The organism is Streptomyces ortus, from assembly GCF_026341275.1.
Taxonomy (GTDB): Bacteria; Actinomycetota; Actinomycetes; order Streptomycetales; family Streptomycetaceae; genus Streptomyces; species Streptomyces ortus.
Window position 1 is genome coordinate 3204832 of the sequence record NZ_JAIFZO010000002.1, and the last position, 16710, is coordinate 3221541.

9 protein-coding genes are annotated in these 16710 nt (G+C 71.1%); 1 reads left to right on the top strand and 8 read right to left on the bottom strand.

The annotated features are described in order from the left end of the window. Positions 1 to 83: 83 nt before the first annotated feature. The 3 genes from treS to K3769_RS17435 all read right to left on the bottom strand — a co-directional run bounded on the left by treS (position 84) and on the right by K3769_RS17435 (position 5082). Positions 84 to 1784 carry a maltose alpha-D-glucosyltransferase gene (gene treS, locus K3769_RS17425; RefSeq protein WP_267027335.1) on the bottom strand — a complete coding sequence of 567 codons (1701 nt, stop codon included), beginning with the start codon at positions 1782 to 1784 and terminating at the stop codon, positions 84 to 86. Continuing rightward, the gene (locus tag K3769_RS17430) at positions 1781 to 4006 is read right to left on the bottom strand and encodes an alpha-1,4-glucan--maltose-1-phosphate maltosyltransferase (RefSeq protein ID WP_282566201.1); all 2226 of its coding nucleotides are present in this window, start codon (positions 4004 to 4006) and stop codon (positions 1781 to 1783) included. Before K3769_RS17430 ends, treS begins: the two co-directional genes overlap by 4 nt. Before the next feature lie 257 nt (positions 4007 to 4263). Further along, entirely contained in the window at positions 4264 to 5082 is an 819-nt protein-coding gene (locus K3769_RS17435; protein ID WP_267027336.1) for a S8 family serine peptidase, read from the bottom strand. 256 nt (positions 5083 to 5338) lie between these two features. Between K3769_RS17435 and K3769_RS17440 the strand changes: the two genes are divergently transcribed. Next, complete coding sequence (locus tag K3769_RS17440) at positions 5339 to 7957, top strand: glycosyltransferase family 1 protein (RefSeq protein WP_267027337.1); 2619 nt, start codon at positions 5339 to 5341, stop codon at positions 7955 to 7957. A gap of 72 nt (positions 7958 to 8029) precedes the next feature. On the opposite strand, the gene K3769_RS17445 is transcribed toward K3769_RS17440, so the two are convergent. The 5 genes from K3769_RS17445 to K3769_RS17465 all read right to left on the bottom strand — a co-directional run bounded on the left by K3769_RS17445 (position 8030) and on the right by K3769_RS17465 (position 16708). After that, positions 8030 to 8536 carry a DUF1990 domain-containing protein gene (locus K3769_RS17445; protein ID WP_267027338.1) on the bottom strand — a complete coding sequence of 169 codons (507 nt, stop codon included), beginning with the start codon at positions 8534 to 8536 and terminating at the stop codon, positions 8030 to 8032. Positions 8537 to 8609: 73 nt separating this feature from the next. Further along, on the bottom strand, positions 8610 to 10253 hold the full coding sequence (locus tag K3769_RS17450) for a M4 family metallopeptidase (protein ID WP_267027339.1): 1644 nt from the start codon (positions 10251 to 10253) through the stop codon (positions 8610 to 8612). 318 nt (positions 10254 to 10571) lie between these two features. Further along, complete coding sequence (locus tag K3769_RS17455) at positions 10572 to 12608, bottom strand: M4 family metallopeptidase (RefSeq protein ID WP_282566202.1); 2037 nt, start codon at positions 12606 to 12608, stop codon at positions 10572 to 10574. 306 nt (positions 12609 to 12914) lie between these two features. After that, entirely contained in the window at positions 12915 to 14744 is a 1830-nt protein-coding gene (locus K3769_RS17460) for an ABC transporter ATP-binding protein (protein ID WP_267027341.1), read from the bottom strand. Beyond that, the gene (locus tag K3769_RS17465) at positions 14741 to 16708 is read right to left on the bottom strand and encodes an ABC transporter transmembrane domain-containing protein (protein WP_282566778.1); all 1968 of its coding nucleotides are present in this window, start codon (positions 16706 to 16708) and stop codon (positions 14741 to 14743) included. The genes K3769_RS17460 and K3769_RS17465 overlap by 4 nt, the downstream gene beginning before the upstream one ends. Positions 16709 to 16710: the final 2 nt, after the last annotated feature.

The window sequence follows — 16710 nt, forward strand, 5'->3', positions numbered from 1 at the left end:
ACTACTGCGTGCCCAGGGCGGGGCGGGGGAAACCGCCCCGCCGTCCGTTGTGAGTGCCCGTCCGGGGCTTTCGCAACCCCCCTCTAGACGGCGTCCTTGCGGAGGCGGAACCAGTAGAAGCCGTGGCCGGCGAGGGTGAGGAGGTAGGGGAGTTCGCCGATGGCGGGGAAGCGGACGCCGCCGATGAGTTCGACGGGGTGGCGTCCGTTGAAGGTCTGGAGGTCGAGTTCGGTGGGCTGGGCGAAGCGGGAGAAGTTGTGGACGCACAGGACGAGGTCGTCCTTGTATTCGCGCAGGAAGGCGATGACGGCGGGGTTGGAGGAGGGGAGTTCGGTGTAGGTGCCCAGGCCGAAGGCGGGGTTCTGTTTGCGGATTTCGATCATGCGGCGGGTCCAGTGGAGCAGGCTGGAGGGGTTGCTCATGGAGGCTTCGACGTTGGTGACCTGGTAGCCGTGGACGGGGTCCATGATCGTGGGGAGGTAGAGGCGTCCGGGGTCGCAGGAGGAGAAGCCGGCGTTGCGGTCGGGGGTCCACTGCATGGGGGTGCGTACGGCGTCGCGGTCGCCGAGCCAGATGTTGTCGCCCATGCCGATTTCGTCGCCGTAGTAGAGGATCGGTGAGCCGGGCAGGGAGAGCAGGAGTGCGGTGAAGAGTTCGATCTGGTTGCGGTCGTTGTCGAGGAGGGTGGCCAGGCGGCGGCGGATGCCGATGTTGGCGCGCATGCGGGGGTCTTTGGCGTATTCGGCGTACATGTAGTCGCGTTCTTCGTCGGTGACCATTTCGAGGGTGAGCTCGTCGTGGTTGCGGAGGAAGATGCCCCATTGGCAGCCGGAGGGGATGGCGGGGGTTTTCGCGAGGATTTCTGATACGGGGTAGCGGGATTCGCGGCGGACGGCCATGAAGATGCGGGGCATGACGGGGAAGTGGAATGCCATGTGGCATTCGTCGCCGCCGGCGGTGTAGTCGCCGAAGTAGTCGACGACGTCTTCGGGCCATTGGTTGGCTTCGGCGAGGAGGACGGTGTCGGGGTAGTGGGCGTCGATTTCGGCGCGGACTTGTTTGAGGATCTGGTGGGTGGCGGGGAGGTTTTCGCAGTCGGTGCCCTCTTCGGCGAAGAGGTAGGGGACGGCGTCGAGGCGGAAGCCGTCGATGCCGAGGTCGAGCCAGAAGCGGAGGGCGGAGATGATTTCTTCGACGACGGCGGGGTTTTCGAAGTTGAGGTCGGGTTGGTGGGAGAAGAAGCGGTGGAAGTAGTACTGCTTGCGGATGGGGTCGAAGGTCCAGTTGGAGGCTTCGGTGTCGACGAAGATGATGCGGGCGTCGGCGTATTGCTGGTCGTCGTCGGCCCACATGTAGTAGTCGCCGTAGGGGCCGGTGGGGTCGTTGCGGGAGGCCTGGAACCAGGGGTGCTGGTCGCTGGTGTGGTTCATGACGAAGTCGATGATGACGCGCATGCCGCGTTGGTGGGCGGCGTCGACGAATTCGACGAAGTCGGCGAGGTCGCCGAATTCGGGGAGGACGGCGGTGTAGTCGGAGACGTCGTAGCCGCCGTCGCGGAGGGGGGATTTGAAGAAGGGGGGCAGCCAGAGGCAGTCGACGCCGAGCCATTGGAGGTAGTCGAGTTTGGCGGTGAGGCCTTTGAGGTCGCCGATGCCGTCGCCGTTGCTGTCCTGGAAGGAGCGGACGAGGACTTCGTAGAAGACGGCGCGTTTGAACCATTCGGGGTCGCGGTCCTTGGCGGGGGTGTCTTCGAACTTGTCTTCGACGGGTTCGTTGACGGTCATGTGGGTGACCCTCCGGTGGGCGGTGAGGACGGTCGCAGGACGGTCAGTACGTGTGCGGCCCGGTCGCCGGGCGTCAGGCGTACGTAGTTGGTCCTGCCCCAGGGGTAGATCTCGCCGGAGAGCTCGTCGCGCACCGGGAGTGAGTCGTGCCAGTCGAGGCCGAGTCGTGGCATGTCCAACGAGACCGTGGCTTCCTGGGTGTGGTGGGGGTCGAGGTTCACGACCACCAGAACCGTGTTCGATCCGCGTGCGTCCGTGACCGACTTGGAGTACGCGAGCACCGCCTCCTTGTCCGTGTGATGGAAATGCAGGTCACGCAGTTTTCGAAGGGCGGGGCTACGGCGTCTGATCGCATTGAGCTCGGCGATCAGGGGCGCGATGCTACGGCCCTCTCGCTCTGCCGACTCCCAGTCTCGCGGACGTAGTTGGTACTTTTCGGAGTTCAGGTATTCTTCGCTGCCGTCGCGCACCGGCACGCCTTCGCACAGCTCGAATCCGCTGTAGACACCCCAGGTCGGAGAGAGTGTCGCGGCCAGTACCGCGCGCAGTTCGAAGGCGGCCCGGCCGCCGTGCTGCAGGAACTCGTGCAGGATGTCGGGGGTGTTGACGAAGAAGTTGGGCCGCATGTGGGAGGCCGCGTCACCGGAGAGTTCGGTGAGGTATTCGGTCAGTTCCTCTTTGGTGTTGCGCCAGGTGAAATAGGTGTAGGACTGCTGGAAACCGATCGCGCCGAGCGTGTGCATCATCGCCGGGCGGGTGAACGCCTCGGCCAGGAAGATCACGTCCGGGTCGGTGCGATTGATCTCCCCGATCACCTCTTCCCAGAAGATGACCGGTTTCGTATGCGGATTGTCGACCCGGAAGATCCGTACGCCATGGCCCATCCAGAACCGCAGCACCCTGAGTGTCTCCCGCACCAGGCCCGCCATGTCCTTGTCGAAGGCGATCGGATAGATGTCCTGGTACTTCTTCGGCGGGTTCTCCGCGTAAGCGATCGTGCCGTCGGAGCGGTGGTGGAACCACTCCGGATGCTTCTCCACCCACGGGTGGTCGGGTGAGCACTGGAGCGCGAAGTCGAGCGCGATCTCCAGGTCCAGTTCCGCGGCGCGGCGGACGAAGTCGTCGAAGTCGTCGATCGTGCCGAGGTCGGGGTGGACGGCGTCGTGCCCGCCCTCCGGTGAGCCGATCGCCCACGGCACCCCGACGTCGTGCGGGCCGGGGTCCAGGGTGTTGTTGGGGCCCTTGCGGAAGGTCGTGCCGATGGGGTGGATCGGCGGCAGGTAGACGACGTCGAAGCCCATGCCGGCGATCGCGGGCAGCCGCCGGGCCGCCGTCTTGAACGTACCGCTGACCGGTGGCTTTCCTGGCTCTACCACCGCGCCCTCCGAGCGCGGGAAGAACTCGTACCAGGAACCGAACAGCGCCCGCTCGCGCTCGACCTGGAGGGTCAGCGGGTCGGCGGCGGTGACCAGCTCGCGCAAGGGGTGGCGGGCGAGGACATGGTTCACGTCGGGGGTGAGCGCGGCGGCCAGCCGGGCCGCCGGGGGACGGCCCGTGTCGCGCAAAGCCTCCACGGCGTCGAGGATCGCCGCCCGTCGGCCCTTGCTCTTCGGCACCCCGGCCGCGGCACGCTCGTACAGCAGCGCGCCCTCCTCCAGGACCAGTTCGGTGTCCATGCCCGCCGGGATCTTGATCCGGGCGTGGTGGCGCCAGGTGGTGACCGGATCACTCCAGGCCTCCACGGTGTACGTCCACAGGCCGGGCGCCGGTACGGAGACAGTGGCGCCCCAGCGGTCCGTGCCGGGTGCGAGTTCGCGCAGGGGTGTCCAGGGGCCCGTGCGGCCCTCGGGGCCCCGCAGGACGACGTTCGCGGCGACCGCGTCGTGGCCCTCCCGGAAGACCGTCGCGGAGATCTCGAAGGACTCTCCCACCACGGCCTTGGCGGGGCGCCGGCCGCCCAGGACGAGCGGACGTACGTCCAGGACGGGGATGCGGCCGATCACGGGGGTGCTCACGAAGGTGCTTTCGGGGGTGGGGGCGGGGGCCGCGGGGGCGGCCCGCTCGGGGCCGGACACCGTGGCCCTGGTCGGTTCCGCCGGATTCGCCCGCTCGGCGGTCCGGGTCTTCGGTGCCGGTGGGCGGTCCGCTTTCTCCCCCGGATCCGGGGGTGGTGTGATGCCGGGCGTCGGGGGTGGTGACGGCTGGTGGTGCTTGGCGGGCATGACCGCTCCTGTCCGCGTCAACGTGGGTGGGCGGATGAGAGTGTGGGGAGGTGGTTCCTGTAGTGCGTACCGAGGGAGCCTTCCCTCCCCTTTCGGGTGGGCAATCCGGCACTTTGTTAACTACTCGCGCGTATGTCCACACACAAGACCGGCCTCGCCCCCGGGGAATCCGCCACTGATGTGCGATGCGTCTACTGATCCTTGAAGCATCTACCCGGGATTCGCGGGACGAGACCGGTCGATGAACGAGTACTTGGTCAAAAGTCGCTGACCTGCAAGAGCTTGTCGGGGGAGGCCGGTCCCACGTCCGACAGCTCCCCGGCGGCGGCCCGGTCGACGAGGGCTTCGCCGACCTCCGCCGGGGTCGCCGAGGGATGATCGGCGAGATACGGCGCGACCGCGCCGGCGCCATGGGGCGACGCCATCGAGGTACCGGAGAAGGCCGCCGTACCGGAGTCGCCGGAGTGCGAGGCGGAGGTGACGTCCACGCCCGGCGCGAACAGGTCGAGCCGCGCGCCCCAGTTGGAGAAGTACGCCCTGGCGTCCTGCCGGTCGCTCGCCCCGACCGTGTTCGCCTCCTCGACGCGGGCCGGTGAGACGAGGTCCGCCGGGCCGTCGTCGTTGCCGGCCGCGACCGTGTACGTGACGCCGGACGCGATGGAGTCGCGTACGGCGGCGTCCAACCGCGGGTCCGGGGGACCGCCCAGGCTCGGATCGGCGACGACGCTCACCGTGGCGTCCCGGGCGACCGAGGCGACCCGGGGGTCGGCGGCCAGGCGGCGCGCCTGCCGCTCGCCGGCCCGCACCGCGTAGCCGTTGAGCGCCGTGCTGCAGGTGTGGCTTGTTCTCGCTCCGTACGTGGTGGCGACCGCCCTGCCCGCCTTCGACGGAGCCTTCGTGGCCGCCTTGAGCGTCACGATGTAACTGCCGCCGACGGAGCCGGCTCCCGCACTGCCGGTGATCCGGCCCTCGTGCGCGGCGTGCGCGGGCAGGGCGGGAGCCGAGACCGCCGCGGCCGTCAGGACCGCGGTCACCCCTCCCGCCCGGTGCAGCCGCCGTGTGCGCGTCACTCGCATGGTGTGCGCTCCCCTCGTCGACATGCGGCAGCCTCTCGTGCGGTGCGAACCCCCACAAGGCCGCACGGCGGGGCGGAATCGGCCATACCGTCCACGCGTCCCGGCCGATCGCGCCCCCCACCGGACCCGCAGTGCGCCACCGAGCCCCGGCACGGCACTCCGCGGAACGCTCCACGCCGCTACCGTCGTGGGTGACGTCCGTACGTCCTTGGTGACACGCCCTTTGTGAACACGCCCTTTGTGAAGGTGGAAGCCCGTGAAGGCCATCCGCAGGTTCACCGTGCGTCCCGTACTCCCGGAAGCCCTCCACCCCCTCAGCGATCTGGCGCGCAACCTGCGCTGGTCCTGGCATGCCGAGACCCGTGACCTCTTCCAGTCCGTGGACCCCGAACGCTGGACCGCCTCCGGCTGCGATCCCGTACAGCTCCTCGGGAGCGTGTCGTCCGGACGGCTGGCCCAGCTGGCCGGCGACCGAAGGTTCCTCAGGCGGCTGTCCGCCGCCGCCGACGACCTCAACGACTACGTGACGGGGGACCGCTGGTACCAGTCCCAGCCGCCCGAACTCCCCGCCGCCATCGCCTACTTCTCACCCGAGTTCGGCATCACCGCCGCGCTCCCGCAGTACTCCGGCGGCCTCGGCATCCTCGCCGGGGACCATCTCAAGGCCGCCAGCGACCTCGGCGTACCCCTGATCGGCGTCGGACTGCTCTACCGGCACGGCTACTTCCGCCAGTCCCTGTCCCGGGACGGCTGGCAGCAGGAGCACTATCCCGTCCTGGACCCCAACGAACTGCCCGTCTCCCTGCTGCGTGAGGCCGACGGCACCCCCTCCCAGGTCTCCCTGGCCCTGCCCGGCGGTACGGCCCTGCACGCGCGGATCTGGCTGGCCCAGGTCGGCCGGGTGCCCCTGCTGCTGCTCGACTCCGACGTCGAGGAGAACGACCTCGGCGAGCGCGGCGTCACCGACCGGCTGTACGGCGGCGGCAGCGAGCACCGGCTGCTCCAGGAGATGCTGCTCGGCATCGGCGGGGTGCGGGCCGTGCGCACGTACTGCCGGCTCACCGGCCACGCGAAGCCCGAGGTGTTCCACACGAACGAGGGCCACGCGGGCTTCCTCGGCCTGGAGCGCATCCACGAACTGTCCTACGAGGACCTCGACTTCGAGGCCGCGCTGGAGGCGGTCAGGGCCGGCACCGTCTTCACGACCCACACCCCCGTGCCCGCCGGCATCGACCGCTTCGACCGGGAGCTGGTGGCCCGCCACTTCGGACCCGACGCGGAACTCCCGCGCATCGACGTCGAACACATCCTGCGCCTCGGCATGGAGACCTACCCGGGCGGCGAGCCGAACCTCTTCAACATGGCCGTCATGGGACTGCGGCTCGGCCAGCGCGCGAACGGCGTCTCCGTCCTGCACGGCCAGGTCAGCCGGGAGATGTTCTCGGGCCTGTGGCCGGGCTTCGACCCGGCCGAGGTCCCCATCACCTCCGTGACGAACGGCGTCCACGCCCCCACCTGGGTGGCCCCCGAGGTGTTCCGGCTCGGCGCCCGGCAGATCGGCGCGCAGCGCACCGAGGACGCCCTGACCGTCGGCGGCTCCGACCGCTGGGACGCCGTCGCCGACATCCCCGACCAGGACATCTGGGAGCTGCGCCGCTCCCTGCGCGAGCAACTGGTGACGGAGGTACGGGAGCGGCTGTACGCGTCCTGGCGGCAGCGGGGCGCGGGGACGGCCGAACTGGGCTGGATCGACGGCGTACTGGACCCGGACGTCCTGACGATCGGCTTCGCCCGCCGCGTCCCCTCCTACAAACGCCTGACGCTGATGCTGCGGGACCGCGACCGGCTCATGGACCTGCTGCTGCACTCCGAGCGGCCCGTGCAGATCGTGGTGGCGGGCAAGGCCCACCCGGCCGACGACGGCGGCAAGCGTCTCGTGCAGGAACTGGTGCGCTTCGCGGACGACCCGCGCGTACGCCACCGCATCGTCTTCCTCCCCGACTACGGCATGGCGATGGCGCAGAAGCTGTACCCCGGCTGCGACATCTGGCTCAACAACCCGCTGCGCCCCCTGGAGGCGTGCGGCACCTCCGGCATGAAGGCCGCGCTGAACGGCTGCCTCAACCTGTCGGTCCTGGACGGCTGGTGGGACGAATGGTTCCAGCCGGACTTCGGCTGGGCGATCCCCACCGCGGACGGCACCGCGGTCGACGACGACCGCCGCGACGAGCTGGAGGCCGCCGCCCTCTACGACCTGCTGGAACAGCGGGTGGCCCCGCGCTTCTACGAACTCGGCCAGGCCGGACTGCCCGACCGCTGGATCGAGATGGTCCGCCAGACCCTCTCCCACCTCGGCCCCAAGCTCCTGGCCGGACGCATGGTCCGCGAGTACGTCGAACGCCTCTACACCCCGGCGGCCCTGGCCCACCGCTCCATGGACCACACGTCCGCGAGGGAGCTCGCGGGGTGGAAGTCGCGGGTGCGGGCGGCCTGGCCGCACATCACGGTCGACCACGTCGAGACGACGGCCGCGACCGCCACGGCCGAACTGGGCTCGACGCTCTCCCTGCGGGTCCTCGTCGGCCTCGGCGACCTGGCCCCGGACGACGTCGAGGTCCAGGCGGTCTCGGGCCGCGTGGACTCCGAGGACCGCATCACGGACGGCACGACGTTCCCGCTGAAACCGGCGGGCGGCCCGGACGCGGAGGGCCGCTGGCTCTACGAGGGCCCGCTCGCCCTCGACCGCACCGGCCCCTTCGGCTACACGGTCCGCATCCTCCCGGCCCACCGGCTCCTCGCCTCCAACGCGGAACTGGGCCTGGTGGCGGTCCCGGCGGAGGAGCTGGTGGAGGGAGCGGGGGTGCTGATGCGGTGAGCCGGGGTGTGGAGAGGCGGGATGTGGTGAGGCGAGGCGGCGTGCGGCGAGGGCGGGTGCGGCGGCCGGGGCCTACGCCTGGTCGAACTCCGCGCACATCCGCCGCAGCACCGCCCCGCACCGCCGCGCGTAAGCGTGCTGCAGGCCGCGCGTCGCCGGGCCGCCCGCGCGGGTGTACCACTTCGCCGGGCGGCTGAAGGCGGTCACGGTCAGCCAGACCGTGCCGTCGCCCGTGCGGTCGACCACGAACGCCTCCTCGCCGGACTCCGGGTGGCCGGCCAGGGTGCCGTAGGCCCAGCCGGCGCGGCGGGGTTCGTCGAGGGTCCAGACCACCCGGCAGGGCGCCTTGATGAGGGAGCCCAGACCGACCGTCACGTCGACGCCCGGGGCGGCCTCGGGGGCGTCCGTCGTGATGGTGACACCGGCCGCCTTGTGGAGTTCCCAGGTCATGACCGCCTGGGAGGCGGAGGTGAAGACCTCGTGGCCCTCTCCTATGCGGGTGCGGACGTGCAGCGGGTGGAAGCCGGGTGGGCACCGGCCGTCGCGGGTCGCGCCCACGTCCTCGTACGTGAAGGGCATGGGAACCAAGAGTAGGGCGGTACCCGGGACCGATCTCGTCCCGGGTACCGCCCCGCGCACCGCTAGCGGAGCGTCATGCCACGTTCACGCCGGACCAGGCAGCCGCCACCGCCTTGTACTCGGTGCTCGTCGAGCCGTACAGCGCCGACGCCGCGCTCAGCGTCGCCGTACGGGCGCCCGCGTACTTCGTCGTGGACGTCATGTACTCGGTGAGCGCCTTGTACCAGATCTTGATGGCCTTGTCGCGGCCGATGCCGGTGAGCGTCGTGCCGTTGGACGTCGTGGAGTTGTAGCTGACTCCGTTGATCGTCTTGGCGCCGCTGCCCTCCGACAGGAGGTAGAAGAAGTGGTTCGCCGGGCCGGAGGAGTAGTGCACGTCCACCGAGCCGAGGCTGGACGACCAGCTGTCCTTGGACGCGCCGTCCTTGCTCGGCTTGTCCATGTACCGCAGCGGGGTGCCGTTGCCGTTGATGTCGATCTTCTCGCCGATGAGGTAGTCGCCGACGTCGGACGAGCTGGCCGCGTAGAACTCGACCGCCGTGCCGAAGATGTCGGAGGTGGCCTCGTTCAGACCGCCCGACTCGCCGCTGTAGTTGAGGCCCGCGGTGTTCGCGGTCACGCCGTGGCTCATCTCGTGGCCCGCGACGTCCAGCGAGGTGAGCGGCTTGGCGCTGCCCGCGCCGTCGCCGTACGTCATGCAGAAGCAGGAGTCCTGCCAGAAGGCGTTGACGTACGCCGTGCTGTAGTGGACGCGGGAGTAGGCCGCGACGCCGTTGTTCTTGATGCCGGTGCGCCCGAGCACGTTCTTGTAGAAGTCCCAGGTGACCTGGGCGCCGTAGTGCGCGTCGACCGCGGCGGTCTGGGTGTTGGACGCCGCGCCCGTGCCCCAGGTGTCGTCCGCGTCGGTGAACAGGGTGCCGGTGCCTGAGGTGCCCCTGTTCAGGTTGTACGTCTTGTGCGAGCCGCGCGAGGTGTCGTTGAGCTGGTACGTCGAGCCCGACAGGGAGGTGCCGATGGTGACCTTGCCGGAGTACTGGCTGTTGCCGATGCCGGTCTTGACCGCCTCCCACTCGTACAGCTTCTTGCCCGACTCGGCGTCGGTGACGACGTGCAGCTCCTGCGGGGTGCCGTCGTGCTGGAAGCCGCCGACGACCGTCTCGTAGGCGAGGACCGGCTTGCCGTCGGCCGCCCAGACGACCTTGCGGGGCGCCTTGTCGGCGGCGGACTTCTTGCTGCCCTCGGCCTTCGCGGCGGACACGGCCTGCTTCTCGGCCGCCGACTTGGCGATGGACGGGGTGACGTCGGTGACCTTGATGGTCGCCTTGGTCGCCTTGGTCACGCCCGTGGTCTTCCCGGCCTTGGTCTCGTGGACGACCAGGTCGCCGCCGAGGACCGGGAGACCCGCGTAGGTGCGCTCGTAGCGGGTGTGGGTGGTGCCGTCGGCGTCCTTGAGGACGTCTCTGACGACCAGCTTCTCCTTGGCGCCGAGACCTATCTCGTCGGCGGTCTCCGTGGTGGCGGCGTCGGCCTTCGCGATGAGGGTCGTACGGGCCGCCGGGGTCAGCTGGACCGGCGCCGCGGCGAGGGTCGCGTCGGAGGTCTCCGCCGGGGTCTGGGCGGCGGCGGTGGTCAGACCGGTGGTGAGGAGGGCACCGGCCGCGACAGCGGTGGCGATGGCGAGCGTGGTGCGGTGGCGACGCGCGTAGAGGGGGGTCACACAAGCTCCTTCGTGGGGGGTGACCGACCGGTATGGGGAAGCGGCCGGACTGCGGTGAAGTTGCGGTGCGGGTGTGCCTGCCGTGCGAGGTGAACAGTGCCAGCTAGGTCGCGTACATGTCAGCGGGGCATCTGGAGGTTGGCCGGAAATCGTCCGCTGCCCGAAGATCGGCGTACGCATTGCGGACTTGATCGCCCGCAAAGACCGGGCAACGGAACCGGAATCGAGGAGCAAGGCGACGGCAAAGCACGGGCAAAGCAGTGCCGCCCCGGGACGTCGGTCCCGGGGCGGCACCCGCTGTGATCCGGGGTCGCGCGGCTAACTCTGCGGGAAGGTGATCTTCCAGCTGTTGATCCTGCCGGTGTCCTGTGCCGCCTGGTCCTGGACCTTCAACTGCCAGGTGCCATTGGCGACTTCGGTCGAGGCGTTGACCGTGTAGGGCTCGGTGACGTTGTCCGCGGAGTCCGAGGAGCTGAAGGACTTGAGGCGGTACGTGGAGCCGTCCGGTGCCACCAGGTCGATGACCAGGTCACCGCGCCAGGTGTGGGTGATGTTCGGCGTCACGATCAAGTTGGAGGGGGCGTTTCCGGCCTGGCCGGAAACAGTTATCGAGGAGGTGACGGCGGCTCCGTTGTCCGGAATCGATACCGCGGTCGTGTTCTCGAAGGACGTGCCGCCGCCCCCGCCGCCCGGCCGGGTGCCGACGTTGATGCCGGCCCAGGCGTTCTGCACGGCCGTGTACTCGGCGCTGGTGGTGCCGTACAGCTCACCCGCCACCGCGAGCGTGCCGGTGCGTGCCGCCGCGTAGTTGGTCGTGGTGGTGAACTTCGTGGTGAGCGCCTTGAACCAGATCAGCGCGGCCTTCTCCCGGCCGATGCCGGTGACCGGCAGACCGTCCGAGGTCGGCGAGTCGTAGGCGACGCCGTTCACGGTCTTGGCGCCGCTGCCCTCCGAGAGGAGGTAGAAGAAGTGGTTCGCGGGGCCCGAGGAGTAGTGGACGTCCACCGATCCGATCCCCGAGTACCAGCTGTCCTTGGACGCGCCGTCCTTGCTCGGCTTGTCCATGTACCGCAGCGGGGTGCCGTTGCCGTTGATGTCGATCTTCTCGCCGACCAGGTAGTCGCCCACGTCGGAGCTGTTGCCCGCGTAGAACTCGACGGCCGCCGCGAAGATGTCGGAGGTCGCCTCGTTCAGTCCGCCCGACTCGCCGCTGTAGACGAGCCCCGCGGTGTTCGCGGTCACGCCGTGCGTCATCTCGTGCGCGGCCACGTCGATCGACGTGAGCGGCTTGGCGTTGCCCGACCCGTCGCCGTACGTCATGCAGAAGCAGGAGTCCTGCCAGAACGCGTTGACGTAGTTGCTGCTGTAGTGGACGCGGGAGTACGCGCCGACGCCGTCGCCGCGGATGCCCGTGCGGCCCTGGACGTTCTTGTAGTAGTCCCAGGTCAGCGCGGCCCCGTAGTGGGCGTCCGCGGCGGCCGTCTCGGTGTTCGAGGCGGCGCCGTTGCCCCACACGTCGTCCGGCCCGGAGAAGAGCGTGCCGGTGCCCGACGTGCCGCGGTTCAGGTTGTTGGTCTTGTGGTTCCCGCGGGTCGTGTCCGTGAGGTTGTACGTCGACCCGGACTGGGCGCTGCCGAGCGTCACCGAGCCGCTGTACTGGGTGTTGCCCGTGCCGTTGTCGACGCCCTGGTACTCGTAGAGCTTCTCGCCGGTGGCCGCGTCCGTGATGACGTGCAGTTCGTTGGGGGTGCCGTCGTGCTGGAGGCCCCCGACGACCGTCTCGTACGCGAGCGTCGGCTTGCCGCTCGCCGCCCAGATCACCTTGCGGGCCCCGTCGGCCTCGGTCCTCTTCGAGCCCTCGGCCGAGGCCGCCCTGAGCGCCTGCTTCTCGGCGACCGCCGGCTTCACCGCGGCGCTGGTGGCGAGTCCCGTGAGCCGGGCCTTCACCGCCCGGGTGACGCCCTCCGTCCTCCCCGACTTCGCGGTGTCGACCACCAGGTCGCCGCCGAGGACCGGGAGTCCGGCGTAGGTGCGCTCGTAGCGCGTGTGGACGGTGCCGTCCGCGTCCTTGACGACGTCACGGACGACCAGCTTCTCCTTGGCGCCCAGGCCGAGGTCGGCCGCGGTGTCCGCCTTCGCGGAGTCGGCGTCGCTCAGCAGCGCGGCGCGCTGGGCGGGGGAGAGCTTGATGGCGAGGGAACCCTTGTCGAGCTTGCCCGGGGCGGGTGGGGCGTCGGCGGTCGCGGCGCCCGTCTGGACGGCCGCGGCGAGCAGGGCGGCGACGGCGACGAGCGCGCCGGCCGTCGCCTTGCGGGGGAGGGAACGGGCGGTGGGTCTGTGGGAGGTGCGTCTCAACACGGACTCCTTCTGCGTGGCCACGAACGCGTGGCCAGGGGGGACCGGACGGCCGAGAGCCGTCCGGGCAGAACAGGACGGAACGCAGAACAGACGGAACGCAGAACCACGTGCTTGTGCCTGTACGCCACAGCGGTTCCTGTGAGGTTGCTGCGGGTGGGTCGTGGGAAGAGTGGCAGGAGATCGGGTGTTCTGTCAGGTGCGCATCAAGAAGTTGGCCGGAAAGGCTCCGTTGTCCGGATGGTCATGTTCGGTATACGGACCGGTTGCCGCAGCACCGGACCGCCCCGCGGAGATCAGGGGGAGTCAGGAGCCGGGCGGGTGCTCGCCGTGCCACGAGTGCCACAGCGCCGCGTAGGCACCGCCGGCCGCCACGAGACCTTCGTGCGTGCCGAGTTCGGTCAGCCGGCCGTCCTCCATCACGGCCACCCGGTCCGCGTCGTGCGCGGTGTGCAGCCGGTGCGCGATGGCGATGACGGTGCGCCCTTCGAGTACGGCGGCCAGCGCGCGCTCCGTGTGCCGTGCGGTCGCCGGGTCGAGCAGTGCCGTGGCCTCGTCGAGGATCAGGGTGTGCGGGTCGGCCAGCACCACCCGGGCCAGCGCCAGTTGCTGGGCCCGGGAACCGTCCGTGACGGGCGCCCCGCCCGGCGGCCGGGCGTGGCCCGCGGCCGGGGGACGGCCGCCGGGGCCCAGCTCCGTGCCGAGCCCGTCCGGCAGTTCACGGACCCAGTCGTCGGCGCCGACCGCCGCGAGCGCCGCCCACAACGCGGCGTCGTCGGCGGCCGGATCGGCGATCAGCAGATTGTCGCGGACCGAGCCCAGGAACACGTGGTGCTCCTGGGTGACGAGCACGACCTGCCGCCGCAGCTGCTCCGGGTCCAGCCCGGCGATCGGCACCCCGCCGACCGTCACGCTGCCGGAGCCCGGCACGTCGACTCCCGCGAGCAGCCGGCTCAGGGTCGTCTTCCCGGCGCCCGAGGGGCCCACGACGGCCAGCCGCTCCCCGGGCCGTACGGTCAGGTCGACTCCGCGCAGCACCTCACCGCCGCGCTCGTACGCGTACCGCACCCCCCGTACGTCGATCCGGTCGTCCACCGGGGCGGAGGCCTTCGACGGCGCTCCCGACGGCGTTCCCGACGGCGAGCCCGCCCCGGTGCGCGGGGCCCGGGCGAGGCCCTCCACCCGTGCGAACGAGGCGCCGCTGCTCTGCAGTTGCTCCACCCGCATCAGGATCGTGTCGAGCGGTGACTCCAACTGGCGCAGATACAGGGCCGCCGCGACGACGGCGCCCACACTCATCGCGCCCCGCGCGTGCAGGGCGCCGCCCACCAGCAGGACGACGGCCACCGGCAGGACGTTCGAGATCTCCACGGACAGGAAGAACACCGACCGCAGGTCCAGCGTGCGCATGCGGGTGCGGCGGGACGCGTCGAGTGCGTCGCGGCTCGCGGCGACGCGCCGCCGCTGCAGCCCGAACGCCTCGACCGTGCGCGCGCCGGCCGTGGTGGCCGAGACGATCTCGGCGACCTCCGAGGTGGCGGCGCCCTCGGCCAGATAGGCGGGGCGGGCCCGGCGCAGATACCACCGCAGGGCCCACCAGATACCGGCCTGGGCCAGCACCGCGCAGACGCCCAGCAGCGGATCGAGCAGGAAGACCGCGCCGATGAGGAACAGCGCCTCCACCGAGGAGATCAGCAGCTCGGGCCCCACGTCGCGCAGGGTCGTGCCCACCGCGGCCACGTCGGCGGTGCCCCGGGCCGTCAGATCCCCGGTGCCCGCCCGCTCCACCACGGACGCGGGCAGGGCCAGCGTCCGGTCGACGAACTCCTCGCGCACCCGCGCCAGCGTCCGCTCCCCGAACCGGTGCCCCACGAAGCGGGCGGCCCGCGCCAGCAGCAACTGGACGGGCGCGCAGACCAGGACGACGAGCGCAAGCCGGTCCACGGCGGCGACCCCGGCACCGGCCCTGACCTCGTCGATGATGCGGCCGAGCAGCCAGGGACCGGCCAGCCCGGCGGCGGCGGCCAGCGCGTTCAGGACGAGTACGGCGGTGAAGGCGCGGCCGTCCGCGCGGATCAGGCGGGCGGCGGCGGCGCGCACCTCGGCCGGTCCGGCGACCGGCAGCCGCGCGCTCACCGCACGGCCTTTTCCGCAGCTGCCGCCCTTCCCGTCCCGCCGGCCTCCTGCGCCTCTTGTGCGTCTTGTGTCTCTTGCGCGTCCCACCCGCCGGTGTTCCCGGCCTCCCCGCCGTCCGGGTCCGCGTCGCGGGCCACCAGCGCCCGGTATCCCGGTTCGCTCGCCAGGAGTTCGCGGTGTCCGCCGACGGCCGCGACCTCGCCGTCGACCAGGTAGTACACGGTGTCCACGTGGTCGAGCACCAGCGGCGAGGTGCTGGTGACGAGCGTCGTGCGGCCGGCGCGCGCCGCACGCAGCCGGGCGGCGACCGCGGCCTCGGTGTGCGCGTCGAGCGCCGAGGTGGGCTCGACCGCGAGCAGCACCTCGGGGTCGGCGAGCAGGGCCCGCGCGAGGCGTACGCGCTGCCGCTGGCCTCCGGAGAGGCTGCGGCCCTGCGCGTCCACGGCCGAGTCGAGCCCGTCGGGCAGCCCGAGCACGATGTCGTCCGCGACGGCCGCGCGTACGGCCCTGCCGACGGCCGCGTCGTCCGCGCCGCTCGGACCGTGCGGGTCGAGGCGGCCGGCCAGCAGCTCGCGCAGGGTGCCCGCGAACAGGTCGGCCTCGTTGTCGGCGACCAGGACGCGCTCGCGTATCCGCGGCAGGGCGATCGCGTCGAGCCGGACGCCGCCCCAGGTGGCGGCCGACTCCACGTACCGGCCCAGCCGGTCGACCACGGCGGCGGACTCGGCCGGCCGGGCGCCGACCAGCGCGGTCAGCGCGCCCGGCACCACGCGGACCCCGGACCGCGGATCGTGCAGCACCGAGGGCTCGGCCGGGGCGTCCAGCGGGGGACGGGCGGCGGGGGCCGCGGAGGAGTTCTCAGCCGGACCCGCAGCAGAGTTCTCGGCCGGACCCGCCGGGGAGTCCTTCGCCGGGCCCGCGGGGGAGCCGTCCGCGATCAGGGGCTCCAGGGCCAGGAAGCGTACGACGCGCCGGGCGGCCACCACGCCCCGGCTGATCTGCTGGCCGCACTCGACGAAGAACGCCACCGGGCCCACCAGGACCGCGGCATAGCCGTACACGGAGACCAACTCGCCGACGGTGAGCGAGCCCTGGGCCGCCAACCGGGCCGCCAGCCAGGTCACCACGGCCAGGAACACCGTCGGCAGCCCCACCCCGAGCGCCTGGAGCCAACTGGTCACCGCCCCGACCCGGTACCCCTGGTCCCGCAGCAACCGCGAGTCCCGGCGGAAGGCGTCGGCGAACAGCCTTTTCCCGCCGAGGCCGTTGAGGACCCGCAGCCCGCCCGCGAGGTCCCCGATCCGCGCGGTCAGCGTGCCCTGCAGCTCGCGGTACTCCGTCTCCGCGCCCCGCAGCCGCCCCATCAGGGGGCCGATGAGGACGACGATCACCGGGATGCCGACCAGGACCACCGCGGCCAGCGGCGGCGAGACGGACAGCAGCAGCCCGGCCACGACGACATAGGCGGCGACCGAGCCGACGCCGGGCCCCACCACGGTCAGGGCCCCGCTGATCGTCAGCACGTCGCCGACGCCGATCGTGACGACCTCGCCGGTCCCCGTCTGCCGGGACAGCCCGGCGCCCAGCCGGGTCGCCTGCCCGACCACGAGCTTCACCGTACGGAAGTTGGCGTCCATCCGGACCTTGGTCATCGTGCGGTGGCGCAGCACGCCCACCACGGCGTTGAACACCCCGAGGCCCAGCAGCGCGGCGCACCAGCAGGCCAGCGCCGCCAGGTCGCCCGGCTCAAGACCGTCGTCGATCGCCCGGGCCAGCAGATACGGCGTCAGTGCCATGAGCACCAGCCAGACGGTGGCCAGCACCGCACCCGCCACCGACCGCCCCGGCTGCCGGGTGACCAGCCACCACAGATACCGGCCGCCGCCACGGAGATCGGGCACGCCGGGATCCTCGTACGCGAAGCGCTCCAGACGGTCCGTCCGTCGCCGGAGGATCCTTTCCAGGG

Bases quoted from the DNA above. Each gene is read 5' to 3' on its own strand.
- K3769_RS17445 (WP_267027338.1), bottom strand. From the start codon at position 8,536: ATGCCCTTCACGTACGAGGACGTGGGCGCGACCCGCGACGGCCGGTGC.
- K3769_RS17435 (WP_267027336.1), bottom strand. From the start codon at position 5,082: ATGCGAGTGACGCGCACACGGCGGCTGCACCGGGCGGGAGGGGTGACC.
- treS (WP_267027335.1), bottom strand. From the start codon at position 1,784: ATGACCGTCAACGAACCCGTCGAAGACAAGTTCGAAGACACCCCCGCC.
- K3769_RS17430 (WP_282566201.1), bottom strand. From the start codon at position 4,006: ATGCCCGCCAAGCACCACCAGCCGTCACCACCCCCGACGCCCGGCATC.